The following is a 25,727-nucleotide window of genomic DNA, read 5'->3' as shown; positions in this document are numbered from 1 at the left end:
AGCATTCATGATTGAACGTTATACAAGAGAAGAAATGGGAAAGATCTGGACAGATGAGAATCGTTTTAAAGCATGGCTTGAGGTAGAAATTCTTGCATGTGAAGCATGGAGTGAAATGGGGATCATTCCAAAAGAAGACGTACAGAAAATAAGAGAAAATGCTTCATTCGATATTGATCGCATCTTTGAAATTGAACAAGATACCCGTCATGATGTGGTTGCATTCACTCGTGCCGTATCGGAAACGTTAGGTGAAGAGAAAAAGTGGGTTCACTATGGTTTAACTTCTACGGACGTCGTTGATACAGCATTGTCTTACTTATTAAAACAAGCAAATGAAATCATTCGTCGTGATATTGTCAACTTTATCGACATTTTAAAAGAAAAAGCAATCGAGCATAAAAATACCGTTATGATGGGACGTACACACGGTGTCCATGCAGAGCCAACGACATTTGGTTTGAAAATGGCGTTATGGTATGAAGAAATGAAACGTAACCTCGAGCGCTTTGACGCTGCAGCGAAAGTGATCGAAACAGGTAAACTATCTGGTGCAGTTGGTACTTATGCGAACATCGACCCTTTTGTAGAAGAATTTGTTTGCGGGAAATTAGGCTTGCAGGCAGCGCCTGTTTCGACCCAGACATTGCAGCGTGATCGTCATGCGCAATACATGTCAGCATTGGCATTAGTCGCTAGCTCGATTGAGAAATTCGCAACAGAGATTCGTGGTCTGCAGAAAACAGAAACTCGTGAAGTCGAAGAATTTTTTGCGAAAGGTCAAAAAGGTTCTTCTGCCATGCCGCACAAGCGTAATCCAATCGGTTCCGAGAATATGACAGGAATGGCGCGTGTGATCCGTGGATACATGATGACTGCTTACGAAAACGTATCGTTATGGCATGAGCGTGATATTTCTCACTCCTCTGCAGAACGCGTGATTTTACCGGATGCGACGATTGCACTTAATTATATGCTTAATCGTTTTGGTAATATCGTCAAGAACTTAACGGTATTCCCGGAGAACATGAAACGCAATATTGATCGTACGTATGGTGTTATTTTCTCACAACGTGTATTGCTTTCCTTGATTGATCAAGGAATGAGCCGTGAGGAAGCATATGACATGGTACAGCCGAATGCGATGAAAGCATGGGAAACAGCAACACCATTCCGTGAGTTAATTGAGCAGGAAGACCGCATTACCAGTACATTATCAAAAGAGCAATTAGATGATTGCTTTGATTATACGTATCACTTGAAAAATGTTGATCAGATCTTCAAAAAAATTGGCCTGGCATAAGGAGAGATAAACATGAAAGACAAGCTGTTATATGAGGGGAAAGCAAAGCAAGTTTTCACCGTAGCGGACAATCCGGAATTATTAGTTCTTTCTTATAAAAATGATGCAACAGCCTTTAATGGAGTGAAAAAAGCTCAATTCCAAGGAAAAGGTCGCTACAATAATTTAATTTCTGCAAAAGTGTTTGAATACTTACACCAGCATGGTATTAACAGCCATTTTAAAGAGGCGTTGAATGAGACAGAACAATTAGTGGAAAAAACCACGATCATTCCACTTGAAGTTGTCATTCGCAATGTGGCGGCAGGAAGTATTGTCCGCCGCATCGGAGTGGAGGAAAAACGAATTTTTAATCCACCAGTTATTGAATTGTTCTATAAAGATGATGACCTGGGGGATCCACTTATTAATGATCAGCATGCGTTATTGCTGTCTGATTCTACACCAGAGGATTTAAAGAAAATCAAAGCAATGGCATTACAAGTCAACGAACAATTGCAAGCATTCTTTAAAGAAATTAACCTACAGCTTGTCGATTTTAAATTAGAGTTCGGTCGCAATGCAGCAGGCGAAATTGTCTTATCGGACGAGGTCAGCCCTGATACATGCCGCCTGTGGGATATTGCAACCGGCGAAAAAATGGATAAAGACGTATTTCGTGAAGACTTAGGTGATTTAGTAACGGTATATGACAATATATTATCTCGACTGGAGGCAAAACAATGAAACTAGTAAAAGTACACATTACATTAAAAGAAGGCGTACTAGACCCACAAGGTAAAGCTGTGCAGGGATCTTTAAATACATTAGGCTATGACAATGTACAGGAAGTTCGTGTTGGGAAATACCTTGAATTAACAGTAAACGATGATGCCAATATTGAACAGGAAATTGAAGACATGTGCAGCAAACTGCTTGCGAATCCAGTCATTGAGAATTATTCATATACAGTGGAAGAGGGGGTTGCACAGTGAAATTTGCTGTTGTAGTCTTCCCAGGTTCTAACTGTGATCGCGATATGTATTATGCAGCAAAGGAAGTGCTGGGAGAAGAAGCGGATATGCTTTGGTATAAGGATGCCAACCTTGATGGCTATGATGCCATCCTTATACCAGGAGGTTTCTCTTACGGTGATTACCTTCGCTGTGGTGCGATCGCATCCACATCAAATGTTGTCAATCAATTACGTGCAAAAGCAGAAGCAGGAGTACCGATCTTAGGTGTCTGTAACGGATTTCAGATTTTATTAGAATCCGGCTTGCTCCCTGGTGCTTTATTACGCAATAAAAACTTAAAATTCATGTGTCACTTCGAGAATCTAGTAGTCGAAAACAATCAAACGCTTTTCACTTCAGAGTATGAAGAAGGTGAAGTGGTGTCGATTCCGATCGCACATAATGAAGGAAACTATTATTGTGATGAAGAAACGCTTGCTAGTTTAAGAGCAAACAACCAAATCGTTTTTACGTATCAAAATAATCCAAACGGTTCTGCGGCAGATATTGCCGGAATCACGAATAAAAAAGGAAATGTACTAGGAATGATGCCACACCCTGAACGTGCGGTGGAAGCCATTTTGAATAGTGATGATGGATTGAAATTATTCCAATCAATGTTAGCGAACTGGAGGGAACGTTATGTTGCAGGCGCCTGAACTTAGCCCGGAGCAAGTGGAGCAAGACAAAGTCTATCAAGAAATGGGTTTAACTGATAAAGAATATGACATGATTAAGGACATTATGGGTCGTCGTCCGAATTTCACTGAGATTGGTATTTTTTCTGTTATGTGGTCGGAGCATTGCAGTTACAAAACTTCGAAACCATTATTGAAGAAATTCCCGACAGAAGGACCACAGGTTGTCCAAGGTCCAGGTGAAGGTGCGGGGATCGTCGATATTGGTAATGGTCAAGGTGTTGTATTTAAAGTCGAAAGTCATAACCACCCTTCAGCAGTGGAGCCATATCAAGGTGCAGCAACTGGTGTCGGCGGGATTATCCGTGACGTTTTCTCCATGGGCGCGCGTCCAATTGCATCGTTAAATTCTTTGCGTTTCGGTAACTTGAATACTGGCCGCGTCAAATACCTGTTTGATGAGGTTGTCCATGGTATTGCAGGTTACGGTAACTGTGTTGGGGTACCGACAGTTGGTGGCGAAGTGCAGTTTGATGACTGTTATGAAGGTAACCCGCTGGTAAATGCGATGTGTGTCGGTCTTATTGATACAAAAGATATTCAAAAAGGGATTGCAGCAGGAGAGGGCAACACGATTATGTATGTCGGTTCGAAAACAGGGCGTGACGGTATTCACGGTGCAACCTTCGCTTCCGAAGATTTGTCTGAAGACTCTGAAAGCAAGCGTTCCAACGTCCAGGTTGGCGACCCTTTTATGGAAAAATTATTAATTGAAGCATGTTTAGAAGTGATTCACTCTGATGCATTAGTTGGTATTCAGGACATGGGTGCGGCAGGTCTTACTTCTTCTGCAAGTGAAATGGCAAGTAAGGCAGGGATGGGGATGGAAATGAATTTAGACCTGATCCCGCAACGTGAAGCGAATATGACCGCATATGAAATGATGCTTTCTGAGTCGCAAGAGCGTATGCTGTTATGTGTAAAAAAAGGCGAAGAACAAGAGATCATTGATATTTTTAGAAAATATAATCTAGAAGCAGTAGCTGTCGGCGAGGTAACGAGCGATAAAATGTTCCGTTTATTGCACAAAGGTGAAGTGGTGGCAGATATTCCAGTTGATAACTTAGCAGAGGATGCACCTATTTTCTATAAGGACTCAAAGGTGCCTGCTTATTATGAAGAATATCAAAAAATGCCTGCTTACCGTCCGGAAGTAAGTGATCATGCGGAAACATTAAAGCAGTTATTACAACAGCCAACCATCGCTAGCAAAGAATATGTGTATGACCAGTATGATTCGATGGTACAGGCGAATACCGTGTTCTCACCAGGTTCAGATGCAGCAGTACTTCGTGTTCGCGGCTATGACAAGGCATTAGCGATGACAACAGACTGTAACTCTCGCTATATTTATCTCGATCCAGAGGCTGGCGGCAAAATCGCTGTAGCGGAAGCTGCTCGTAATATTGTCGCATCAGGTGCGAAGCCTTTAGCGTTAACAGATGGTTTGAACTTCGGTAATCCAGATAAACCAGAAAATTTCTGGCAAATGGAAAAAAGCGTTGACGGTATGAGTGCCGCAAGCTTGAAGCTTAACACACCAGTCATCAGCGGTAACGTGTCACTTTACAATGAATCACACGGTCAAGCCATTTTCCCAACTCCAGTAGTAGGAATGGTTGGTTTACATGAATCTTTGGATCATATTACACCTTCTCATTTCCAGAATGAAGGGGATCTTATCTACGTGATCGGTGAAACAGAAGCAGAGTTTGGTGGCAGTGAGCTGCAGAACCTGTTAGAAGGAAAGTATTTTGGTAAAGCACCGGCGATCGATCTTGATATCGAAGCGAAACGTCAGGAGGAATTATTGCAAGCAATCCGTGCGGGCCTTGTTTCATCTGCTCATGATATTGCTGAAGGTGGATTAGGTGTAGCATTAGCAGAAAGTCTTTTTGATGAAAAAGAATTAGGCGCAGATGTACAGGTAACCGAAGACGTAACGAGTGCATTATTTAGTGAAACACAATCACGGTTTGTCGTGACAGTAAGTGAAGCAAACCGTGCAGCGTTTGAAGCAGAAGTGCAAGATTACAAGCGTATTGGAACGGTAACAAATACGAAGAAATTGGTTGTGCGAAGTGGTGAAACTGAAGCAATCACAGAAGATGTAGACATATTACAACAGCTGTGGAAAGGAGCTATCCCGTGCTTGCTGAAATCAAAGGCTTAAACGAAGAATGTGGTGTATTCGCGATTTGGGGACATGAGAAAGCAGCCGAAATGACATATTACGGTCTGCATGCTCTCCAGCATCGCGGACAGGAAGGTGCAGGAATCGTAACTACAGATGGTGAAAGCTTACACGTTCACAAAGGTGTAGGTTTAATCAATGATGTTTTTTCAGAAAACGAATTTTCCCGCTTACAAGGGCATGCAGCAATTGGTCATGTCCGCTATGCAACACAAGGCGGTGGCGGCTTTGAGAACGTGCAGCCGCTCGTTTTCCGCTCACAGACAAACAGTATGGCGTTGGCGCACAATGGAAATTTGGTAAATGCTCATCAGCTAAAAAGTCAGCTAGAAGCACAAGGAAGTATTTTGCAAACAACCTCTGACACAGAAGTAATTGCGCACCTAGTGAAGCGCAGCGGTAATGTGCCAATGGAGGATGCGATCACATCAGCGTTAGGTATGATCAAAGGCGCGTATGCTTTTTCGATTTTAACAGAGGACCAATTATTTATTGGCTTGGATCCACGAGGTTTACGTCCGTTATCGATTGGTAGACTGGGAGATGCATACGTAGTGGCGTCGGAAACATGTGCATTTGATTTAATCGGAGCGACCTATGAGCGTGAAGTTCGCCCAGGTGAATTAATAGTGATCGACCATGATGGTCTGCGAACCAAGCAATTCACATCACCGATGCAACGTACACTTTGTTCGATGGAATATGTCTATTTCTCTCGTCCGGATAGTGATTTGAACGAGAAGAATGTACATGCGAGCCGTAAAACGATGGGAAAACAACTAGCATTGGAAGCGCCTATTGAGGCAGATGTTGTAACAGGTGTACCTGATTCCAGTATTTCTGCAGCTATCGGTTTTTCCGAAGCAACAGGAATTCCATATGAGCTAGGTCTTATCAAAAACCGCTATGTTGGCCGTACGTTTATTCAGCCTTCTCAAGAATTGCGTGAGCAAGGTGTCAAAATGAAACTGTCTCCCGTTCGTGGTATTGTTGAAGGCAAACGTGTAGTGATGGTCGATGATTCGATAGTTCGTGGAACAACGAGCCGTCGCATTGTGCGATTATTGAAAGAAGCAGGAGCAACGGAAGTGCATGTAAGAATTGCTTCACCTCCGATTCAGAATCCTTGCTATTACGGTATTGATACCTCGACAAAAGGAGAATTAATCGCTTCTAATTATTCGATTGAAGAGATGCGCGAGATTATTGGTGCAGACAGTCTTGCCTTTTTATCAACAGAAGGCTTGGAGCATTCAATTGTAGAAGATCGCGATGTGCAAGAGCACGGTGTCTGCCAGGCGTGTTTTACAGGAAATTATCCAACGGAAATCTATCCGGATACGATCATTCCTGCCTATAAAGAGTGAAGTGGCCATAAAACGTATGGAAGTGGCCATAAAGTGAGCAAAAGTGGCCATAAAAGTGCAAAAAGTGGCCAAAAAAACACCGAAAGTGGCCATGAAAATGAACTCACCAAAAAGGAGTTAAACGAATGAGTGATATCTATAAAGATGCTGGAGTCGACGTACACGCTGGTTATCAAGCTGTCGATTTAATGAAAAAACATATTGCCAAAACCAATCGTCCGGAAGTGATTGGTGGAGTGGGAGCTTTTGCAGGTCTCTTCGATCTTAGTAAATTTTCTTATGAAGAGCCTGTGCTTCTCTCTGGTACAGATGGCGTCGGAACTAAGTTGAAATTAGCTTTTGCAATGGATAAGCATGATACAGTAGGTATTGATTTAGTCGCGATGTGTGTCAATGATATAGTAGCACAAGGGGCAGATCCAATATTTTTCCTTGATTATATCGCTTGTGGAAAAAACGAACCAACAAAAATTGAACAGATTGTCAAAGGGATTACCGACGGATGTGTCCAAAGTAATGCTGCACTAATTGGTGGCGAAACAGCCGAAATGCCTGGCATGTATGGTGACGGTGAATACGATCTTGCCGGATTCGTTGTAGGCATTGCAGACAAAAAACAAATTATCACCGGTGAAAATATTCAAGCTGGCGATAAGATCATTGGTCTTGCTTCATCCGGTGTGCATTCGAACGGCTTTTCACTTGTGCGTAAAATCATAGATGATAAAAGGTTAAACTATCAAGATGAAGTAGCAGAACTGGGTACTACGCTAGGAGAAGCATTATTAGCACCAACCCGTATTTATACAAAAGCGGTTCAACAGCTGAAGTCTGATTTGACGATCAAAGGAATCAGTCATATTACAGGAGGCGGTTTCCACGAAAATCTGCCACGTGCGTTACCTGAAGGTCTTGGCGTCAAGATTCAGTCCGGTTCATGGCAAAAGCCTGCCATTTTCGATTACTTGCAAAAACAAGCAGGATTTAAAGAAGAAGATATGTATGGCGTTTTTAATATGGGAGTTGGCATGGCCGTTATCGTAGAAGCACATGAATCAGATATGGCGCTTCAATTATTAGAAGATATCGACGAGCATGCATACATTATAGGAGAAGTGACAGATGAAGCTGGGGTGACTTTCTCTAATGACTAGACTAGCAGTTTTTGCATCTGGAACCGGCAGTAATTATGATGCCATTATAGAAGCAAGTCAAAATGGTTCACTGGAAGCAGAGGTAGCGCTACTCGTTTGTGATAAGCCGCAAGCCAAGGTAGTAGAAAAGGCGAAGCAAAATGGAACGCCTGCTTTCGTCTTTGATCCGAAGCAATATCTTAATAAAGCAATGTTCGAAGCGAAAATTGTAGAAGTGTTACAGGAAGAGAAGATCGATTATATCATTCTGGCAGGCTACATGCGTTTGATCGGCGAAACATTACTTCGCCCGTTTGAAGGCAAAATCATTAACATTCACCCATCGCTTCTACCAGCATTTCCTGGTTTGGATGCGATTGGACAAGCATTTGATGCAGGGGTGAAAGTAGCTGGTGTTACCGTTCATTATGTCGATGAAGGTATGGATACCGGTACGATCATTTCCCAGGAAGCAGTCAAGATAGAAGAAGGTATGACGAGAGAGGATCTGCAACGTGCGGTCCAAACAGTTGAACACAGCCTCTATCCGGAAACGATCCAAAAACTGATCTCGAGAGGAGAATAACGGTGAAGAAACGTGCATTACTGAGTGTTTCTGACAAAAGTAATCTAGTACCTTTTGCAGAAGGTTTAGACAAATTAGGGTATGAATTAATTTCAACAGGTGGTACATTGAAAGCATTAAAAGAAGCAGGTCTGCCTGCTTTAGGTGTATCAGAAGTAACTGGCTTCGATGAAATTCTCGATGGACGTGTCAAAACGTTACATCCCTTTATCCATGCCGGCTTACTGGCAAGGCGTGATGAAGATTCACACGTGAAGCAGCTGGAAGAACGCGACATCGCCCCAATTGACGTGGTCGTTGTGAACTTGTATCCATTTAAAGAAACGATCGCAAAGCCTGAAGTAACCGAAGCAGATGCGATTGAAAATATCGATATCGGTGGTCCAACGATGCTGCGCTCTGCATCAAAGAACTTCCGCGACGTAACGGTTGTAGTGGACCCAGCAGATTATGATGCAGTACTGGAGCAGCTAGCTGACAATGGCGATTCTCATGAATTCCGTAAAGGCTTAGCAGCGAAAGTATTCCGTCATACGGCAAACTATGATGCGATGATCGCGAACTATTTCGTCGACATCACAGAAGAACAAGACCCAGAAACATTCACCCAAACATTCGAAAAAGTACAATCATTACGCTACGGTGAAAACCCACACCAAAAAGCAGCATTTTATAAAGAAGGAAATGTCAAAGGGGCTTCGATTGCTAACGCGAAGCAGCTGCATGGTAAAGAATTATCCTATAACAATATTCAGGACGCGAATGCAGCGCTTGAAATTGTTCTCGAATTCCCAGAGCAGTCAGCAGCAGTAGCGGTTAAACATATGAATCCATGTGGTGTCGGAATTGGTGAAACATTATCAGATGCTTTCCAAAAAGCGTATGAAGCTGATTCCATTTCCATCTTTGGCGGTATTGTTGCCTTAAATCGTGAAGTTGATGAAGCAACTGCCAATCAATTAAAAGAAATCTTCTTGGAAATTGTCATTGCACCTAGTTTTTCTCAGGAAGCAATCGATATTTTAACAGTGAAGAAAAATATCCGTCTATTGGAAACACCAATGGAAATTAATGAGCAAGACAACAAAAAAGTAGTAAGTGTCATTGGCGGATTACTTGTACAAGATCGTGACAATGGCCGAATCTTAGCAGAAGACTTAGACGTCGTTACTGATCGCAAGCCAGATGCTAGTGAAATAGATGAATTAATTTTTGCTTGGAAAGTCGTCAAGCACGTGAAGTCCAATGCAATTGTTGTTTCAAAAGGTGACCAGACGCTTGGAGTAGGTGCTGGTCAGATGAATCGTGTCGGAGCAGCAAGTATCGCTTTTGAACAAGCAGGTGAGAAAGCAAAAGGTGCTGTGATGGCATCCGATGCCTTTTTCCCAATGCCTGATACAGTAGAAAATGCGGCCAAAGCAGGCATCAAAGCAATTATTCAGCCAGGCGGATCGAAGCGTGATCAGGATTCAATTGACGAATGTAACAAGCATGGCATCGCAATGGTATTAACTAAAATGCGTCACTTTAAGCACTAAAAAAAGGTGGAGGATTCTCAAGCAATTGGGAATCCTTTCGTATAATTAGAGGAGGTTCTCCATGAAAGTATTAGTAATCGGCGGTGGTGGCCGTGAGCATATTATTGTGAAGAAAATAAAAGAGAGCAAGCGGGTAACCGATATTTTTGTTGCACCTGGAAATGGCGGTATTGCGCAGGATGCAACTTGTGTCGCGATTAAAGATGATGCGATCGAAGAATTAGTTGCATTTGCTGATAAAGAAGCGATCGACTGGACAATAGTTGGCCCTGAGGTTCCGCTTACCAAAGGAGTTGTCGATGCCTTCCATGCCAAGAACTTAAAAGTGTTCGGTCCATCAAAAGCAGCAGCAATTATTGAAGGAAGTAAAGATTTTGCCAAAGCATTTATGAAACAATATGACATACCGACTGCAAAATATCAAACTTTTACCGATGTTGAGAAAGCAAAAACATACATACGAGAAGAGGGCGCACCGATCGTCATCAAAGCAGACGGACTTGCAGCTGGTAAAGGCGTAGTTGTTGCGATGACAGAGGAAGAAGCATTAGCGGCAGTAGATAATATGCTCATCGATAATAAATTCGGAGACGCCGGCAGCCGCGTTGTCATCGAAGAATATCTGGAAGGAAAAGAATTCTCGCTTTTCGCTTTCGTGGATGGAGAAAATGTTTATCCGATGGTCCCGGCTCGCGATCATAAACGTGCCTATGATAACGACGAAGGACCAAACACTGGCGGAATGGGGGCCTTTTCACCAGTTTCAGATCTTGTATCGGAGCATGTAACATACACAGTGGAAAAAGTCTTAAAACCTGTGGCAAAAGGGATGAAACAAGAAGGCCGTACTTACACAGGTGTGTTATACGGAGGCTTAATCGAAACGAAAGAAGGACCGAAAGTAATTGAGTTTAATGCTCGCTTCGGTGATCCGGAAACACAGGTAGTACTGCCACTCTTGGAGAATGATTTGATTCAAGTGATCGAAGACGTAAGTGCTAGAAAAGATCCGCAGCTAAAATGGAAAAACGGCTACGCGATCGGAACAGTAGTTGCCTCCAAAGGATATCCCGGTGCTTACGATAAAAACGTGAAGCTTCCGGATCTGGAGACAGAAGACGATGTCTACGTCATTCACGCCGGAACAGGTCAAGGAGAGGACGGATCATTCCACTCCACAGGAGGTCGTGTCTTGCTTGTCGGTTCGATTCAAGACAGTCCAGAAAAGGCACAAGAAAAGATTTATCAGTACTTGCAACGATTCGATCAGACTGATGACTTTTTCTATCGTAAGGATATAGGATTTGCTGAAAAATAAAATATGTCCACAGTAAGCCGAACGATGATTCGAATTCCGAAGTCGTTCGGTTTTCTTATGCGGACTACTTTCGCGAATAAAAGGGAGAGGTCGCGAATAAAGCGAAACTACGCAAATCCAAAATCCCCTATGTAGCTCAGCTCTATTCATATAAAAAAGTAAGCTTCATTAGAGTAATAGTACTCGAATAGAAGCTTACTTATGAAAGAATATTACAATAATGAAATGAGATTAACTTTCAACAGTCTCCTCTTGTTTCTCCTCTGGTTTAAATCCTGTTGCTACTAATACGATCGTACTAATAACTGCTATCCATGTTAAAACGGAGAGGATATCCCATGTTAAGCCACTGCCAAAGTAGAACAGTTCGCGAAGTCCATCTACTAAAAATCGCATTGGTAACCAGGAATAGATCCAATCTTGATAGAATGGAGACATCATTTCTGGCGCCATTGCTAATAACGGAGCCCCGAAAAATAACATGAATGCAAAAATACCAATGCCGCCAAATCCTATTAACGAAAGAACAGCAGAAATCATGAGATAAAAAGTAAAGGATGCGATACTCATAAATAAAGCTGTGGCAGTGAAATACGGTATATCTAACCCGATCATTCCATTGGCTATCCAAGTATAGCCAAATCCTATGACCAATGCGATGATCGCTCCTATTAATACTTGCTCTAGTCTTCGCATAACTTTTTCTTTTCGTGAATTTATTGTCATTTTGTTGACAGTCATAAAGATGATTGCTGCACTAGCAATACTCCCCATCCATAATGGTTGGAATAATGAGACAGGTGCATTTCCATTCAAGCTGTTTTCGCCTGTTTCATTTACATTGATAAGATTTTTTGTGATTGGTGTCACGAGACTCGAAGCTTGTTGTGTAGTTATTGTCGCACCTTGTTCTTCGAATCCAGTTAGAACTTGTGTCCGGACCGAATTGTTGAGGTTATCTACTACTCCGGATAATAATTGATTTGTCATTGTTGCAACTGATGCATTCATACCTTGGTTGATATAAATCTGTACTTCTGGAGAAGATGGATTTTCCGTTTTCAAAGATGCCTGTTTTGCGCTAAAATCTTTAGGGATCACCAATGATGCATAGTATTCCTGATTATTCATCCCTTCTGTTGCTTCGTCCACACTGTTTACTGCTATCCATTTTACTTTTGGTTCTTCCTCATAAGATGCTTGTGTATTGTTTTGGACCTTTTCAAGTATTGTTTTCCCCATATTTATTGTACCTTGATCCTGTATTTTTACGCCTTGGTCCTGATTTACAATAGCTATTGGTAAATTTTTAGTCTGAGTTATAACAGAAGGGAATAATGTGAGTGAAAAAATAAAAATAACTGCAATTGCGATAATGGGAGTTAGTAATGCCAACTTATTTCTAAACATATGACTTCATACCTCCTAGATTTTTGGTTATAATAGTGAACAACGTGTTGATTATTACAATAGTATTATAAGCCGGAATGATACCTTACTCAATAATCAAAAGGGTGTATTGTGTGGTTTATGGAACACATTTAGAAGCTGTGTTGGTTAAAAAGGGAGGAAAAAACGTATGCGCGATGGAAATTTGGATTTGCGTGTCATTCGAACGAAAGAATCAATTAGAGAGGCATTCGTAAAATTTATTGAAGAAAAAGGGTTCGAAGCGATTACGGTGAAAGATATATCAACGAAAGCTAAAATAAACAGGGGAACTTTTTACGCACATTATCAAGATAAATATGATTTGATGACAAAATGTCAGGACGCATTAATTCAAGAGATGTACCGAATTGTACAACAGAATATGCCGCATTCGATAGATCATCCTGATGGTACAGAGGTTCCTTTTAAAAATGCGATACAAGTATTTGAATATATTAATGAAAACAGTAATTTTGTGAGGGCGATTTTAGGACCAAAAGGCGACTTATCCTTTCAATTCAGGCTGAAACAGTTTATATCTGATTCATTATATAATGATCGTACATTTATAAAAGAGAAAGATTTACAAGTACCGGCTTCTTACCTCATTTCCTATATTTCATCAGCACATGTCGGTCTGATAGAACAATGGTTGAGTAGTGGAAAGAAAGAATCTCCACAAGAAATGGGGCGGATTCTAGCTACCATTACAATCAATGGACCTTTGTTTGCTGCTGGTTACAGGGAATAGATTAAATAAAAAAGAAAAAAATACTTTATTCCATAAATAGAAATTCGCACAAGTAGCAGCAGTCATTTTTTATTCCTTGCTTGTATATATTTTTGCGTGAATAATCCTGCATTAAAAATGGATGAAATCATGATAAAAAAGAATAGTATTCGATTAAACAGAAATCTTTCTTCACCGGTAAACTCAATGTAAGAAAATGAATGATAAACGAAACATAGAGCAACTAATAGTGACAAGATAAACTGTCCTTTTATAGACTTAATCATTGTATCCCTCCATAGAATAGCTTACGTGCCAAAATTTCCTAATATAAGGACTATTATGCCAGCAGGATCAACGGATCAACCACCTCACAAGTCCCACTTTCTTTAAGAAACTTATTAATAATCGCATTATGAGAACAACCAATAATCAGTAAAATCCGCTCATTTTGCGATTCTATTAAACGAGTCAAATTCGAGAAGATAATTAAATTACGTTTGTACCACCAGCTTAACCATTCAATACCGACATAATGATTGAAATCCCCGATCCTGGCAGTGTTCACGTAGAATGAATGTAAATAGTCAAGCCATGAAGATTCATTTAATTCCTTATAATAATCTAGCACAGACTTTTCATTTGTTAATGGAGGAACGGAAAAGTTATCAAATAATTCACTGTATAATGCTGGTTGTTGCTCCTGTAACCATTTCTGTATATCACCAAAACTAGCGGACGGTGTTCCCATCCAATCAATAGGATGTATTTCCTTGAGTTCGGATTCAAATGCAGCACGAAAGCCAATTTGATAGACTTCACTCAGCTCCAATCTGAAATTACCAGATAAAAATTGTTTATATTTCTGATTTAATAATTTATGCTGATCGACTTCCATTTCTACAGCTATTTTAGTCGGTTTAAATGAACTTATCTTGGAGATAACTTCTAACATTTCATTTTGTCTGCGTGCTGACAATAATGCTTCATTATTTCTCATATGAAACGTTCCAAGTATACATACTTCAGGTCGATTTTTATCCATAGTGGAACCCCTTTTTATAATGGTAAGACCAATCGTTTTGTTTGTAGTGGATGCCCATATATGACATCCTCGTATTCTTTTACAACTGTAAATCCCTTGGCTGCATAAAATAATTCGCCAACTAGGTTTCCTTTTTCTACCTCCACATAGATTTCTGAAAAAGTCTTCAATTCATGTAAAAGGGCAGTTAAAAGTTTCGTACCAATTCCTTTCCCTTGCATTTCTTTATATAAATAAATCGCACTGAGTTCTGCGATGTTCCCTTTAGTAAAGGCATTTGCAAATCCTACAATTTCTTCATTAATCTCGGCAACCATAAGAATGGTCTGTTCCACACGTTTGCGCATGAACTCATCGGAATAGGCATTCGCTAAGAATTTATCCTGAATAGCTTCAGGGATAAGTCCACTGTAAGTTTCGTGCCAGCTAAATGAAGCGACCTTTTGTATCGCTGTAATATCATCCGGTACTGCTTTTCTGATTTTTATACACATGTGACTTCGCAACCTTTCTAAACTTTTGCCTACTATATTATATTCTACATTTTTCCATCAATTCCTTGTTATTAGAACAAAAGAATACGTTATAATAGAATAGCCAGGATGAAAGATTCGGAATAGATAGGAGTACAACATGAAAATGAAAATAAAAAAATTAGAAAATGCCGCACCAAGCATAGTAGAGGCATTTAATCGTTGGGAAAATGATGCCCGATTAATTCCTCTTGTACGCAGAAATCGAAATGAGACGGAATTAAACAAGCGTGAACGAGTTACCATTACGGAATTAGAGAAACGATTACAACATCAAAACATTTACTTAATTTATCTTAATGATAAGTTAGTAGGCGAGATAAATTATTCCGTCGATCCGAAACATCTATATAAGAAAGAACAAGGAACTGCATGGCTCGGTATTACCATTGGCGAATCAGAGGCTCGAGGAAAGGGCATTGGCTACCATGCTATTAGCCGTTTAGAAAATGAAATCAAGCGTCACGGCTTAACGCGCGTGGAGTTAGGGGTGTTTGCTTTTAATAAGCAAGCTATGAAACTGTACAAAAAACTCGGTTATAAGGAAATAGGATTTATCGAAAACTTCACTTTCTGGAAAGGTGAAATGTGGCGCGACATAAGAATGGAAAAGTATATTAATCATTAATGTTAAATCAGTTAGCTGGTAATGGAATTTTATGTTAAAATAAAATCCGTGCTAATACAAAATAAAGTAAGGTGAACCAATGATCATCATCGAAACAGAACGATTAGATTTAAGAGAATTGAAGCTGGAAGATGCACATCAGTTATCGAAAGTACTTTCCGATCCAGACTCGATGCAATATTATTCAGAGCCATTCACCCCAGAGAAAGTGAAAAACTGGATCAATTGGAACATAGAAAATTATCAGAAATACCATCATGGATTGTGGGCAGTTGTATTAAAAGAGATTGGTCAATGTATAGGGGACTGTGGCATTACGATGCAAAAGATTGATGGTGACATCGTCCCCGAAATAGGATTCCATATAATAAAGGAATACGGCAATCAAGGATATGCGACAGAGGCTGCGCTAGCCTGCAAAAAATACGCCTTTGATATCTTGAAATTTCCTGCAGTCTATTCGTATACGACGACTGATAATATACCTTCACAAAGGGTTGCAGAAAAAATAGGGATGCAAAAGCTAAAAAGTTTTGAGAAAAATGGTCAAAAGCAAATTATACAAGTAGCTGTTCAACATCCATGACAGCTATTAAGCCATTCTCTGCTTTCTTATATTGAGGCGTCACCACCAGAAAATCTCTCCAATTATCTTCAAAAGCTAAATAGGATGCAGTCCAGGAAGTAGCAGATGCACTATAACCAAACAACACAAATAGAAAAGCAAACAGAATAAATTTGAAATTCATGCAAGAAATCACTCCCATCGTTTATTAGATTCGAATGTTGAATTCAACTAAAAATTGGGAAAAGTGAGGAAATAAATATGAAATATCAACGTTTTTGGCTCATTGGCATTTATTTTTCTGCCTTTTGGGAGCTGTATGGTCTTGTTGTTATATTGCTTAACCTCATTCATCATCAATGGAATGTGTGTATTTAGTAATAGGAATGATGATCATCTTTCTTCAAGCAACTGATGAGTATAAGAATTGTAAAAAAGATAGTGATGATAAAATATGAGAAAATGGCTTTGGGTTATTGCTTTGCTGCTGTTAATCTTAGTCTTTGTCGCGTATGATCAATTATATTATCCCTCATTACCGATTGAGTCCATCAGTAAAAAAGAAGTATTAGAAATAGCTGACCAGCCAACGGGAGGTATAGTTAAAGTAACAGAAGAAGAAAGTGCAGATTGGTTCATTACACAGGCCGGTGAAGGGAATAGCGTAGCAGCTTTTAAAAACATGTTAAGAAACAATGGCTGGAGCTTTCAGAAACAAGAAGGAAGTGGCTACTTTTTTGAGAAAGATGCTGAGACAATTATTGTAACGACGCAAATTTGGGCCGGAGATTATTTATTTGTGAAAGTGCCTGAAGGCTAGGAGCAGTAGCTTCTAATGTTAGGAGGAGTTAGATGAAGAATACAATGATAATGGAGACAGAGGCATCCTATTCATTAAATTTTTTGCTTTATATACAAAACATTTATCTTAATCGCCATCGTAGTATGGAAGATCAGAGGTTTCCCTATCTTACCTTGGAAGTGGAGTTTAAAGCAGACTTTGAAGAACGATTTCAGTTGATATGGGATAAGGTATTACAAAGAATCTCAAAGGATCCTTTAATTGATTTAAAAATATTTAGGGCAGAGAAGGATTTGTTCTATCAACATTTGATAATGGATTATTCTGTATTCTTGGATATATACAGTTCATTTAAGGTTTGGTGGAATAGCTTTGCTGGCAGATTTGCAATAGAGAGAGCAACTGATGAAACCGGACAGTCATTGTATACTGCTTTAGCAAATTCTTTAGTAGAAAAAAGGATCACATCGCAAAAAAGATTAAGGGTTAGCTTATTGTATGACGAATGCATTTTAGTGAAAAATCAGTATTCTGCATATTTCGCTGTCATTCCAATAGAGCACTTTCACACCAAATTTGAAGAACTCGTCACGCAGGTAGAGCAAACGATTAGTTAAAGTCTCAGTCTGTTTCACTCCATTCCATTCCTCACACTAGGAACATCACGCGGTGAAATCTCAACAGTGTCAGAAGTATAAACTTCTACATAGATGCTGCCGCCGGTTTTCTTCGACCGAATGAGAAGTGGCTGATTATAATTGTTCATGAAAGTAAAATCAGGACCATACCAGCTCACGGTAGCATCACGTCCAGGAGGCACATATGGAACTTTTTTGCTGTGTGAATAACGTTCCAGTACTTGTACACCCGCACGGTCAATTGCGTTATACAAAGTGGAAGATACTTGACAAATCCCTCCGCCAATCCCTTCTGTTAATTCTCCTTTGACAATCTCAGGTGCAGGTAAATAACCTCTTTCTTTCGTTCTTTTTCCGACCACCTTGTTAAACGAAAAAGTCCCTCCGGGAAAGACAACGTGATTGTTAATGGCCTCCGCTGCTAACATAATATTATGCGCTCGCTCTTTTTTATTAGAGTTGAAATAAGTAACGTATTGCCCGATTTTCTGTTTGCGAATTTTTGATAGTAACTGCTCATCTACAGTCGGTTGCACTTCGACAACCGGAACTTCTAAATTTTCTGAGGTATTTTTAAAGAAATGCCTCAGAAACATTTCTTTGAATGTAGTACGGTCTAATTTATAGCCCACTTTGCCGGAAACGATGGCTCCATTATCGTTAATAGTTGCATCGACAGGACGTTGATATATTTTTTGTTCCATCTGTTCCATCATTTCCATAAATTTATCGGGATCAAGTACAGGATCATCAAGAAAAGGTACCATCAGATCAGCTCTACTGACATTTGCTACAGGTTTCTCTTTATAAGTGATCACGATGTCATTAGAAACCATAACTGGATTTAAAATTAAAAATAAGATCGTTAAAAATGTCATTTTCATTACAAACACGCCTCCTGCTTTTAGTATGACTAGGAGGCGAGATTTCATGTAATGATTTGCAAATGAAATCATTTTTCTGCAGCTAGCAGTCTTGATTAATTATTCCACCAAAAATTCCGCAGATACGATTAATTCTTCACTAAACGATTTTACAATTCGATATTCACCAGGAGACAGTTCAAAATCAAGTTGCTTAACAGAAATATTTTGTGTGTACGATTCATTTGGTTTTAGTACAATTCCTATCATTATCCAGCCCTTATTGTTTTTAAAAGGGATTTTATACCACGATCCATTTACATATGTCTCCAATTGATAAGGAAAATCAAAAGTTATGGAGGAGTCACTTTTATTTATAATTTCTAACGAGATATCCTTTAGATTCGAGGTGTACTTGTTTTGGGTAACTGTCATTTCCACATCATTATTTTTTTTCAATTCACCATACCCAGATTTGGATAGATTTTTTGTTAATTCAAGATTGCATCCTGCAAGTAGGAATAATAAACAGAGTGTAGTTAGTGAACGTTTTACTATTATTTTTCACACCCTTTTTTAGAACGCAATTGCTTTTGATCCGAATTTCTTCTTAAGTTGATCTTTTATTTCCGCCGTATCTTCATTAGATAGAAAGTCAGTAAATATTTGCTCTTCCTTTCCATTTTCCATTTTGAATAAAATCACTGTGTTAATTTGTACGACACGATCGACGTGATCAAAATTAATTAATTTCCTGGAAAGAACCGGCCCGCGATAAATCGATAAACGATCGTCATTCATGATCAGATAATTTTTTTGGGTAAGGTAAGATAATAAATCGACTTGTATACGCCGAATAATATAATCAAACTAATAAAAATCGTCGAAAGCCATAATGCAGTGCCTTGTATATTTACATCCAAAAACATAAAGATAAATCCGATAACAACGATACAAACAAAAACTAATGTAGATATACCTTCCTTTTTCCATTTCTTTTTGGCAATGAAATTATAATGCATTGTATTCTCTCCTTTAATATAAAAGCTCTTCTACCCTCCATCATTACAATAATTTTTACGATAAGTTAATTTTAACTTATTTTACCAATAATTCAACACAGTATAGAAACTTAGTTGCAAAGGATTTTTAAATTTTTGGGGTAAGATTGTTGGAATAATATGCTATGATGGAAGTACTATTTATTCTGGTTGCAACTACTGCAAATAGCAAACCAGATTCAACAGAAAGGTAACGTACAATGTGGACTGAAGAAAAAATTATTAAATTCATTTATGAAGATAAATGGATGATGGAAGTATTAAAAGCCGCAAAGTCCTTACATTTACCAGATTGGTGGATATGTGCAGGATTTGTGCGTTCAAAAATATGGGATACATTACACTGTTACAATGAGCGGACGCTTTTCTCTGATATTGATGTCATCTATTTTGATCCGACAAACACAGAAGTATTGGAGGAAAAGAAACTAGAAGAAAAGCTTCATTCCATCATTCCCGATTTGCCATGGTCTGTAAAGAATCAGGCAAGAATGCATCTGAAAAACAACACGTCTCCTTACTCCTCTTCGATAGATGCCATTTCTAAATTTCCCGAAACAGCAACAGCATTAGGCCTTACATTAAATCATCAAGACAAAGTCATACTAACAGCTCCTTGTGGAATTGATGATGTCCTCCATTTAGAAGTAAAACCGACACCTTTTTTCAAGGGATCAACTGAACGAATGGATGCTTATCGCGAACGCATATTCAACAAGAAATGGGATGAAACGTGGAACCAATTGAATATTTTTTGTACTGATTGAATGTAGTTATTGGAAATTGGAGGAGGAGCGGGATTGTTTCTTAATGGTAAAAGTAACCATAATTTTTCACCGTTGTTAAACCATGTTTATCATACATTTAACCAAGTTGATTGTTCTGGAGCAGCAACCTATATTATACAGCATGATTCCGTTGTGTTAGAAGAATATATAGGGAAACAATCAAAACTAACGAATGCAAGGCTAGTCCAGCATGATACGCAATTTCATGTAGCATCAGTAAGGAAAAGCTATATTGGTTTTGCGGTGGCGTATGCTGTTCATTCTGGTTACATTCAAAGTATTGATGATCCAGTATTGAAATATTTACCCGAGTTAGAAGTGCATACATGGGGGAACACCACAATTAGACATCTGCTAACACATACTCACGGTCTGCATCAAAAGGAAGATAAAGTATTTCGGGAACATCCAGCAGGTGACAGTTGGACATACAGACAGGTTGGAATAAATGCTTTAACCGAAATAGTAAAACGAACAACCAAGCTGACAATTTCGGATATTTTACATAAACAAGTGTTTCATCCTTTAGGTTTTACGGAATCCGATTGGTATGCTGATAAGCACGATAAACTGGTAGAGGTGATAGTTCCACGTGGCCAGGAAGAGCATTGGAAAATCAGTAGGGATACAGCAGGTGGCAAACCAAATATGTATGTTTCGGCCAGGGAGTTAGCCTATTGGGGTTATTTGCACTTAATGAATGGAAATGTAAATGGTAAACAATTTGTACCTGAGAAAATGATCCAAATCGCGACATCTGTCCAAAGTCCAATAATGAGAGATGGTAATATGCCTCAGAATGGATTTCTCTGGTTTGTGAAAGATTTACCTGCTGAAAAATCTGAAATAGGGGAGAAAGTACCTCAAGGCTCCTTCCAAATCCTTGGTTATACCGGTGTGACATTGTTAGTGATTCCAAGTGAGGATCTAGTTGCAGTTCGTATGTTTAATAGTTTCGGTTCACCAGAAGGGTATGATTATTTATCAGATGTCAGGTCTTTTGGAGATACAATAATGAGCTGTTTGAAAAATAATGATTCGAGAATAAAGGTGATAAGAAAATGAAGAAATCTATCGTTGAACTTCATCACTATAATCCAGAATGGGCCAATGAATTTCAATATGAGAAAAAAAGAATTACTGCTGCACTGGGTGATAAAATTATTGGCATTGAACATATCGGAAGTACTTCAATCAAAGGACTTAAAGCAAAACCAATCATAGACATTCTGGCAGGCGTTCAGGATCTTCGCGAGATTCATGGTTTTGTCAGTCCATTGAACGAAATAGAGTTTGAGTATGTTCCTAAGCCTGAATGGAAGGATAGAAGTTTTTTTCGGAAGGGGTTATGGGGACAGGGGACTTGTCACCTGCATATTTGTGAGTTCAACAGCAAGGAATGGGAAGAGAAATTATTGTTTCGTGATTATCTCATGCAACATCCTGAGGCAGCTGGTGATTACGCTTTAATTAAGGAAGAACTGGCGGAAAAGTATAAGTTTGACCGGCAAATTTATACGAAGAGGAAAGAACCGTTTATTAAAGGTGTAATAGAGAAAGCGAAAAGGGAAATAACTCTATTCAAAAATGATGGGAGAGAATCCTATGAGCGAGAGTGAATTTTATGCTTATCATATTGTTACTCGCCAAAAAAATGGAAAAAGGACAGATGATTAATTTTGATAGGAATCAAAAAAATAAATGATACAGCTTCTTTTTCGAAAAAGAACAAAAGAATGCCAAGGGAGAAGATTTTTACAAGATTTTGTACAGTTCTTATAAAGATGGCGAATTAATGATTGATAGAGAAGGATCAGAGGTTGCCATTAAATATGCCAGTCAAACTGTAATGGCAATTAGAGAAGTAATAGCAGAGATGGTTAGACTGCAAGAATAGCCTCAATATCCTTCAAGACTGTCTTGTTTATACGCATCCAAAACATTTATCACCTTCAAACCATGTGGTCGGTGGAAGGCAACTTGAGTGGCGTATGTAATACCACTTAAAAATGCTCTTCATCCGTAATTAAATACGGATGAAGAGCATTTACTCTAATGACTACTCTCACTCAGCAGCCTTAAGATCTTCAATCGAATCAATCTCCATATAAGATGGTACGACTAATCCTGAACTGGCACCTTCCAAGTTAGGTCCAAGATCTACGATATCTTCTTTATAATCTTCGTAGAACGCACCATGTGTGATTGGTAACCATGCAGCTGTAGAGGCATCTGCATCACCTGAAGCGATTGCCTCAAACATAACAGCAGGATCAACGGTTGTCAGTGTCACTTCGAAGCCTTGTTGCTCTAAGACAATTTTCAAAATGTTAGCGGTAGCACGCCCTGAATCCCACGGAGTTAAGGGAATTTCAACGGAAATACCATCTACCTTATCAACACCTTTTGTCCATTCAGCAACGGCTTCTTGGTGCTCGTCGACCCATTGTTGTGCTACTTTTTCAACGTCTGCATCTAGTGATTCTAATAAGAACGATTCGGAGTCTTCCAGTTCCCATTTGAATTGGTCAAGAATCGTATAAGCTTCTGGCATATCTTCTTTTAAACCTTTTCTAACAATGGTATTAATATTTTCTGCTTCTCCGTAAACACCTTTAAAGTTAATCTCCAAACAGTAAATATGATCAAGGGAGCTCATTTAAACCATTCTTGTTTAAAAATTCGGCACTTTGTTACACAATGTGATCTATTTGACACAAACTACTTACTAAAGTATAATAACTTACATAAAGTAAGTTTAAGGAGGACAAAAATGAACTTTCACCAAAAACCAATTACCTTTGTCAGTAATATAACCATTAAAGTAGAAAATATAGATAGATCGATTGCCTTTTATAAAAATATTGTCGGCTTCAATGTACTAAAAAGGACTGAAACATCAGCAGAATTGACGGCAGATGGTATAACAGGCATTTTGACAGTAGAACAACCAGAAGCCGTACTGCCAAAGCAAGGACGAACTACTGGTCTTTATCATTTCGCGATCCTTTTACCTAGTCGAAAAGATCTTGCCAACTTTGTTTATCATACGGTTGATGTGGGCCTGGAGTTGGGCGCATCTGACCATTTAGTAAGTGAAGCATTGTACTTCTCTGACCCGGATGGAAATGGAATTGAAGTGTATCAGGACCGTGATCCCTCGACATGGACATGGAACGGAGATCACGTAAATATGGCGGTAGATCCATTAGATTTTGAGGACCTCCTGCAAGAAGGAGAAAGAGGTGCATGGCAAGGGTTGCCAAAGCAGACGGTAATGGGACATATCCATCTGCATGTTGCTGATATTCCAACAACCAAGCATTTTTATGAAAAAGGATTAGGATTTGAAACGGTTAGTCAATTTGGCAATCAAGCGCTGTTTATATCAAAAGGGAAGTATCATCACCATATAGGATTAAATACATGGAATGGTGTTGGTGCCCTGCCGCCAGCAGAAAATAGTGCAGGTTTGAAGCATTTCACCTTAACCTATGCGGATCATGCCGTTGAGGATGTAGTGAAACAACTTCGAGCCATTGGTGCAATTGTTGAGCAAAAGGATGGAAAGGCTAGTACAGTAGATCCTTCCGGGAATATCATCATTCTTAGCTATTAAAAAAAACTACTTCTCATTTTTGGGAAGTAGTTTTTTATAAACTGGAAAATAGTGTATAATAATAATGCGAGGGGGGAGTGCATGAAATACATAAGTCTCATTTCAAGTGTTCTTATAGTTTCTATCCTAATAATTGCTACAATTTATTATCAAAATCGGGAACCATTACTGTCTCCTGAGGCAGAGTGGGAGTACCAACAGCAACAATCAGTAACTGAAATTCCTGAAGCCGAGCCATTACGTGGGATTTACGTAAATGACCAAATAGGTTACAGCTTGCAAAATGATAAACTGCAGATTACTTATGACGGCGGGAATGAATGGGAGGAAGTACCTGTTGAAAAGGAATACCTGTTTGCTGGCGAGTATAATGGGAATCAGGACGAACTTATCGAAGACAGTTTTTTGTTAACGGAGCAATATGCAACCTTCTTATTTGATGCGGAAACTACTAGACTAATTTATTCAACAGATCAAGGTGCTACATGGCAAGAGAGTGTCATTACGGAGAGTAAACCTGCTATTCGATATCGTAAGGTTGAATTTCAGAGTGATACGTTTTGGTATGCCATTCTGAGTTTTGACAGAACAATGTCACAAGAAGGTGCTGCTGTATATATATCTGCTGACCAAGGGAACACTTGGCAACCGACAAACATGCCAGATACGACCAGGCTGGTTGCAGATGGTGGATTTGTCGATGCTGATACCGGTTTTATTGCTTATGGAACAATCAATCCTGAAGAACCCGATATGTATGTAACAAATGATGGAGGAGAATCATGGCAAGAAACAACCTTTGAGATGCCGTCCAAATATGATCGTGTTTTTGTGATGCCGAATGCACCATATAAAGAAGAGGATCATTTAGCCTTAATCATGGAACAAGGACCAAACGGTGATTATTACAGAGATGGGTTGATTCGTGCCAAATTTATATCCAATGATAATGGCCATACCTGGGAGTTTGTAGAGGAGGTTGAACCTGAGCATGAAGAACAAATGGGTTAAAGTAATTCAAATCGTTTCTTTGTTGATTGCTGTCGGATTTCTTTGTCTGCAAATAGGCAGTCTAGTGGTCCATTCTTACTATGAGGCAGAATATATTGATGACCGCTTGTTCTATGTTTTTAATATCATTATTGTGATTGGAGTATCTGTCAATCTATTATTAACCTTTAAGAAAAAGGTAGCACTTGTTATTGTTAGCTGTGCAGTAGTTATTTTACTTTCAGTTCAAAGCTATTTGCTGTTTCAAAGTAATCAGCATATCCAACAAATTACCAACGTATCTCCGGATTTGCAGGAAGTCTTTTCTGTTAAAAAGAATCTTGATACCGGAACTGCTACTTATTATCGAAGTTATTATGGCATTTTAGGAAGACCGAAAGAGGATTTAGAGAGCTCTATTTCAGAAACAGGAAATATAGAGTGGATAGCAGATGATATTGCTGTTTTCACGTATACAGACATAGATCATAACATTAGGCAGTTTGTGGGAACGTATGGAGATCGACAGGATGGCAGGTCCTATTCTTATGTTGAAGCACAAATACGCGGGGAATGGGAAGGAGAACAAACCACACTGTCTGCAACCTCAGAAGGTGTTACGATTGTCCACAATGGTACCAGTCAATTTTTTAAATGGGAGCAAGCAAAACAATATGGCACGTTAGCTATAGTATTTTCTGAGAATAATCAAGCAAAATGGACGATTGGTTTAGGAGAGGATTTTCATTACGACGAAAACACACCAGATCCCCCTATCGGCAGCATTATTTTGTATGAAGCAAGTATGGAAGGTGTGCTCCCTGTGAAATTAATGTACAGCGGTCAAACACCATTATCCTAGCAATCTATGTTAAACTATTATTAAAATCTTTTCAGGAGGG

At 39.2% G+C, this 25,727-nt stretch carries 31 protein-coding genes and 1 pseudogene; 22 read left to right on the top strand and 10 right to left on the bottom strand.

The features are described from left to right. Positions 1 to 7 precede the first annotated feature (7 nt). The 10 genes from purB (at position 8) to purD (ending at position 11,132) form a co-directional block, all read left to right on the top strand. The gene (gene purB / locus MUN88_RS02405; protein WP_244720409.1) at positions 8 to 1,303 is read left to right on the top strand and encodes an adenylosuccinate lyase; all 1,296 of its coding nucleotides are present in this window, start codon (positions 8 to 10) and stop codon (positions 1,301 to 1,303) included. A gap of 12 nt (positions 1,304 to 1,315) precedes the next feature. After that, entirely contained in the window at positions 1,316 to 2,029 is a 714-nt protein-coding gene (purC, locus tag MUN88_RS02400; RefSeq protein WP_244720407.1) for a phosphoribosylaminoimidazolesuccinocarboxamide synthase, read from the top strand. After that, on the top strand, positions 2,026 to 2,277 hold the full coding sequence (purS, locus tag MUN88_RS02395; RefSeq protein WP_244720404.1) for a phosphoribosylformylglycinamidine synthase subunit PurS: 252 nt from the start codon (positions 2,026 to 2,028) through the stop codon (positions 2,275 to 2,277). The genes purC and purS overlap by 4 nt, the downstream gene beginning before the upstream one ends. Continuing rightward, positions 2,274 to 2,957, top strand: coding sequence for a phosphoribosylformylglycinamidine synthase subunit PurQ (purQ, locus tag MUN88_RS02390; RefSeq protein ID WP_244720401.1), 684 nt, complete (start codon positions 2,274 to 2,276; stop codon positions 2,955 to 2,957). Before purS ends, purQ begins: the two co-directional genes overlap by 4 nt. Then, positions 2,941 to 5,169 (top strand): phosphoribosylformylglycinamidine synthase subunit PurL, encoded by a 2,229-nt coding sequence (gene purL, locus MUN88_RS02385; RefSeq protein WP_244720398.1) that lies wholly within the window; start codon positions 2,941 to 2,943, stop codon positions 5,167 to 5,169. Before purQ ends, purL begins: the two co-directional genes overlap by 17 nt. After that, on the top strand, positions 5,145 to 6,557 hold the full coding sequence (gene purF / locus MUN88_RS02380; RefSeq protein WP_244720395.1) for an amidophosphoribosyltransferase: 1,413 nt from the start codon (positions 5,145 to 5,147) through the stop codon (positions 6,555 to 6,557). Before purL ends, purF begins: the two co-directional genes overlap by 25 nt. 125 nt (positions 6,558 to 6,682) lie before the next feature. Next, positions 6,683 to 7,711, top strand: coding sequence for a phosphoribosylformylglycinamidine cyclo-ligase (gene purM / locus MUN88_RS02375; protein WP_244720392.1), 1,029 nt, complete (start codon positions 6,683 to 6,685; stop codon positions 7,709 to 7,711). Beyond that, complete coding sequence (purN, locus tag MUN88_RS02370; protein WP_244720390.1) at positions 7,704 to 8,276, top strand: phosphoribosylglycinamide formyltransferase; 573 nt, start codon at positions 7,704 to 7,706, stop codon at positions 8,274 to 8,276. Before purM ends, purN begins: the two co-directional genes overlap by 8 nt. 2 nt (positions 8,277 to 8,278) lie before the next feature. Further along, positions 8,279 to 9,814, top strand: a complete 1,536-nt coding sequence (gene purH, locus MUN88_RS02365; protein WP_244720388.1) for a bifunctional phosphoribosylaminoimidazolecarboxamide formyltransferase/IMP cyclohydrolase — start codon at positions 8,279 to 8,281, stop codon at positions 9,812 to 9,814. A gap of 61 nt (positions 9,815 to 9,875) precedes the next feature. Continuing rightward, positions 9,876 to 11,132 (top strand): phosphoribosylamine--glycine ligase, encoded by a 1,257-nt coding sequence (gene purD, locus MUN88_RS02360; protein WP_244720386.1) that lies wholly within the window; start codon positions 9,876 to 9,878, stop codon positions 11,130 to 11,132. Positions 11,133 to 11,363: 231 nt separating this feature from the next. Here purD and MUN88_RS02355 read toward each other — a convergent pair whose 3' ends face one another. Continuing rightward, positions 11,364 to 12,542, bottom strand: coding sequence for a YhgE/Pip domain-containing protein (locus MUN88_RS02355; RefSeq protein WP_244720384.1), 1,179 nt, complete (start codon positions 12,540 to 12,542; stop codon positions 11,364 to 11,366). 169 nt (positions 12,543 to 12,711) lie between these two features. Here MUN88_RS02355 and MUN88_RS02350 point away from each other — a divergent pair, with 169 nt between their 5' ends. After that, the gene (locus MUN88_RS02350; RefSeq protein WP_244720382.1) at positions 12,712 to 13,314 is read left to right on the top strand and encodes a TetR/AcrR family transcriptional regulator; all 603 of its coding nucleotides are present in this window, start codon (positions 12,712 to 12,714) and stop codon (positions 13,312 to 13,314) included. 62 nt (positions 13,315 to 13,376) lie between these two features. Here MUN88_RS02350 and MUN88_RS02345 read toward each other — a convergent pair whose 3' ends face one another. The 3 genes from MUN88_RS02345 to MUN88_RS02335 are packed head-to-tail and all read right to left on the bottom strand — an operon-like array spanning position 13,377 to position 14,832. Then, positions 13,377 to 13,580, bottom strand: coding sequence for a hypothetical protein (locus MUN88_RS02345; RefSeq protein WP_244720380.1), 204 nt, complete (start codon positions 13,578 to 13,580; stop codon positions 13,377 to 13,379). A 53-nt stretch (positions 13,581 to 13,633) separates the two neighbouring features. After that, the gene (locus MUN88_RS02340; protein WP_244720378.1) at positions 13,634 to 14,338 is read right to left on the bottom strand and encodes a DUF5694 domain-containing protein; all 705 of its coding nucleotides are present in this window, start codon (positions 14,336 to 14,338) and stop codon (positions 13,634 to 13,636) included. Between the two features lie 14 nt (positions 14,339 to 14,352). Then, a complete protein-coding gene (locus MUN88_RS02335; RefSeq protein ID WP_244720376.1) occupies positions 14,353 to 14,832 on the bottom strand; it encodes a GNAT family N-acetyltransferase in 480 nt (159 codons plus the stop codon). Positions 14,833 to 14,971: 139 nt separating this feature from the next. On the opposite strand from MUN88_RS02335, the gene MUN88_RS02330 reads away from it, so the two are divergent. After that, positions 14,972 to 15,499, top strand: coding sequence for a GNAT family N-acetyltransferase (locus MUN88_RS02330; protein WP_244720374.1), 528 nt, complete (start codon positions 14,972 to 14,974; stop codon positions 15,497 to 15,499). Between the two features lie 79 nt (positions 15,500 to 15,578). Further along, a complete protein-coding gene (locus MUN88_RS02325) occupies positions 15,579 to 16,085 on the top strand; it encodes a GNAT family N-acetyltransferase (RefSeq protein ID WP_244720372.1) in 507 nt (168 codons plus the stop codon). Here the strand turns inward: MUN88_RS02325 and MUN88_RS02320 are convergent. Next, a complete protein-coding gene (locus MUN88_RS02320; RefSeq protein WP_244720370.1) occupies positions 16,057 to 16,248 on the bottom strand; it encodes a hypothetical protein in 192 nt (63 codons plus the stop codon). The genes MUN88_RS02325 and MUN88_RS02320 overlap by 29 nt on opposite strands. A gap of 270 nt (positions 16,249 to 16,518) precedes the next feature. Here MUN88_RS02320 and MUN88_RS02315 point away from each other — a divergent pair, with 270 nt between their 5' ends. After that, positions 16,519 to 16,884: a hypothetical protein gene (locus tag MUN88_RS02315; RefSeq protein WP_244720367.1), complete on the top strand. Its 366-nt coding sequence runs from the start codon at positions 16,519 to 16,521 to the stop codon at positions 16,882 to 16,884. Between the two features lie 32 nt (positions 16,885 to 16,916). Beyond that, positions 16,917 to 17,483 carry a hypothetical protein gene (locus MUN88_RS02310; RefSeq protein ID WP_244720364.1) on the top strand — a complete coding sequence of 189 codons (567 nt, stop codon included), beginning with the start codon at positions 16,917 to 16,919 and terminating at the stop codon, positions 17,481 to 17,483. Positions 17,484 to 17,497: 14 nt separating this feature from the next. Here the strand turns inward: MUN88_RS02310 and MUN88_RS02305 are convergent, their stop codons facing one another. The 4 genes from MUN88_RS02305 to MUN88_RS02290 form a co-directional block, all read right to left on the bottom strand. Then, on the bottom strand, positions 17,498 to 18,388 hold the full coding sequence (locus tag MUN88_RS02305) for a VanW family protein (protein WP_244720361.1): 891 nt from the start codon (positions 18,386 to 18,388) through the stop codon (positions 17,498 to 17,500). A 99-nt stretch (positions 18,389 to 18,487) separates the two neighbouring features. Continuing rightward, positions 18,488 to 18,826 carry an immunoglobulin-like domain-containing protein gene (locus MUN88_RS02300; protein ID WP_244720358.1) on the bottom strand — a complete coding sequence of 113 codons (339 nt, stop codon included), beginning with the start codon at positions 18,824 to 18,826 and terminating at the stop codon, positions 18,488 to 18,490. Between the two features lie 117 nt (positions 18,827 to 18,943). After that, positions 18,944 to 19,168, bottom strand: coding sequence for a hypothetical protein (locus tag MUN88_RS02295; RefSeq protein WP_244720356.1), 225 nt, complete (start codon positions 19,166 to 19,168; stop codon positions 18,944 to 18,946). A gap of 2 nt (positions 19,169 to 19,170) precedes the next feature. Continuing rightward, the gene (locus MUN88_RS02290) at positions 19,171 to 19,389 is read right to left on the bottom strand and encodes a hypothetical protein (protein ID WP_244720353.1); all 219 of its coding nucleotides are present in this window, start codon (positions 19,387 to 19,389) and stop codon (positions 19,171 to 19,173) included. A 239-nt stretch (positions 19,390 to 19,628) separates the two neighbouring features. Here MUN88_RS02290 and MUN88_RS02285 point away from each other — a divergent pair, with 239 nt between their 5' ends. From MUN88_RS02285 to MUN88_RS21690, 4 genes and pseudogenes are all read left to right on the top strand, one after another. Continuing rightward, a complete protein-coding gene (locus tag MUN88_RS02285) occupies positions 19,629 to 20,195 on the top strand; it encodes a nucleotidyltransferase family protein (protein WP_244720351.1) in 567 nt (188 codons plus the stop codon). Between the two features lie 33 nt (positions 20,196 to 20,228). Beyond that, positions 20,229 to 21,281 (top strand): serine hydrolase domain-containing protein, encoded by a 1,053-nt coding sequence (locus MUN88_RS02280; RefSeq protein WP_244720348.1) that lies wholly within the window; start codon positions 20,229 to 20,231, stop codon positions 21,279 to 21,281. Beyond that, positions 21,278 to 21,835 (top strand): GrpB family protein, encoded by a 558-nt coding sequence (locus MUN88_RS02275; RefSeq protein ID WP_244720345.1) that lies wholly within the window; start codon positions 21,278 to 21,280, stop codon positions 21,833 to 21,835. The genes MUN88_RS02280 and MUN88_RS02275 overlap by 4 nt, the downstream gene beginning before the upstream one ends. Beyond that, positions 21,822 to 22,194: pseudogene (locus tag MUN88_RS21690) on the top strand (DUF2441 domain-containing protein); the annotation flags it as partial. The gene MUN88_RS02275 and the pseudogene MUN88_RS21690, both read left to right, overlap by 14 nt. An 87-nt stretch (positions 22,195 to 22,281) precedes the next feature. On the opposite strand, the gene MUN88_RS02265 reads toward MUN88_RS21690, so the two are convergent. Next, positions 22,282 to 22,875 (bottom strand): glycine betaine ABC transporter substrate-binding protein, encoded by a 594-nt coding sequence (locus tag MUN88_RS02265; RefSeq protein ID WP_244720339.1) that lies wholly within the window; start codon positions 22,873 to 22,875, stop codon positions 22,282 to 22,284. Between the two features lie 114 nt (positions 22,876 to 22,989). On the opposite strand from MUN88_RS02265, the gene MUN88_RS02260 reads away from it, so the two are divergent. The 3 genes from MUN88_RS02260 (at position 22,990) to MUN88_RS02250 (ending at position 25,687) form a co-directional block, all read left to right on the top strand. Then, on the top strand, positions 22,990 to 23,835 hold the full coding sequence (locus MUN88_RS02260; protein ID WP_244720336.1) for a VOC family protein: 846 nt from the start codon (positions 22,990 to 22,992) through the stop codon (positions 23,833 to 23,835). An 81-nt stretch (positions 23,836 to 23,916) separates the two neighbouring features. After that, the gene (locus MUN88_RS02255) at positions 23,917 to 24,846 is read left to right on the top strand and encodes a WD40/YVTN/BNR-like repeat-containing protein (RefSeq protein WP_244720333.1); all 930 of its coding nucleotides are present in this window, start codon (positions 23,917 to 23,919) and stop codon (positions 24,844 to 24,846) included. After that, entirely contained in the window at positions 24,827 to 25,687 is an 861-nt protein-coding gene (locus MUN88_RS02250; protein WP_244720330.1) for a hypothetical protein, read from the top strand. Before MUN88_RS02255 ends, MUN88_RS02250 begins: the two co-directional genes overlap by 20 nt. Positions 25,688 to 25,727 lie beyond the last annotated feature (40 nt).

Source organism: Gracilibacillus caseinilyticus (assembly GCF_022919115.1).
Lineage (GTDB): Bacteria > Bacillota > Bacilli > Bacillales > Amphibacillaceae > Gracilibacillus > Gracilibacillus caseinilyticus.
The sequence above is the reverse complement of the archived record's forward strand: the minus strand, read 5'-3'. Positions and strand labels throughout refer to the sequence as shown.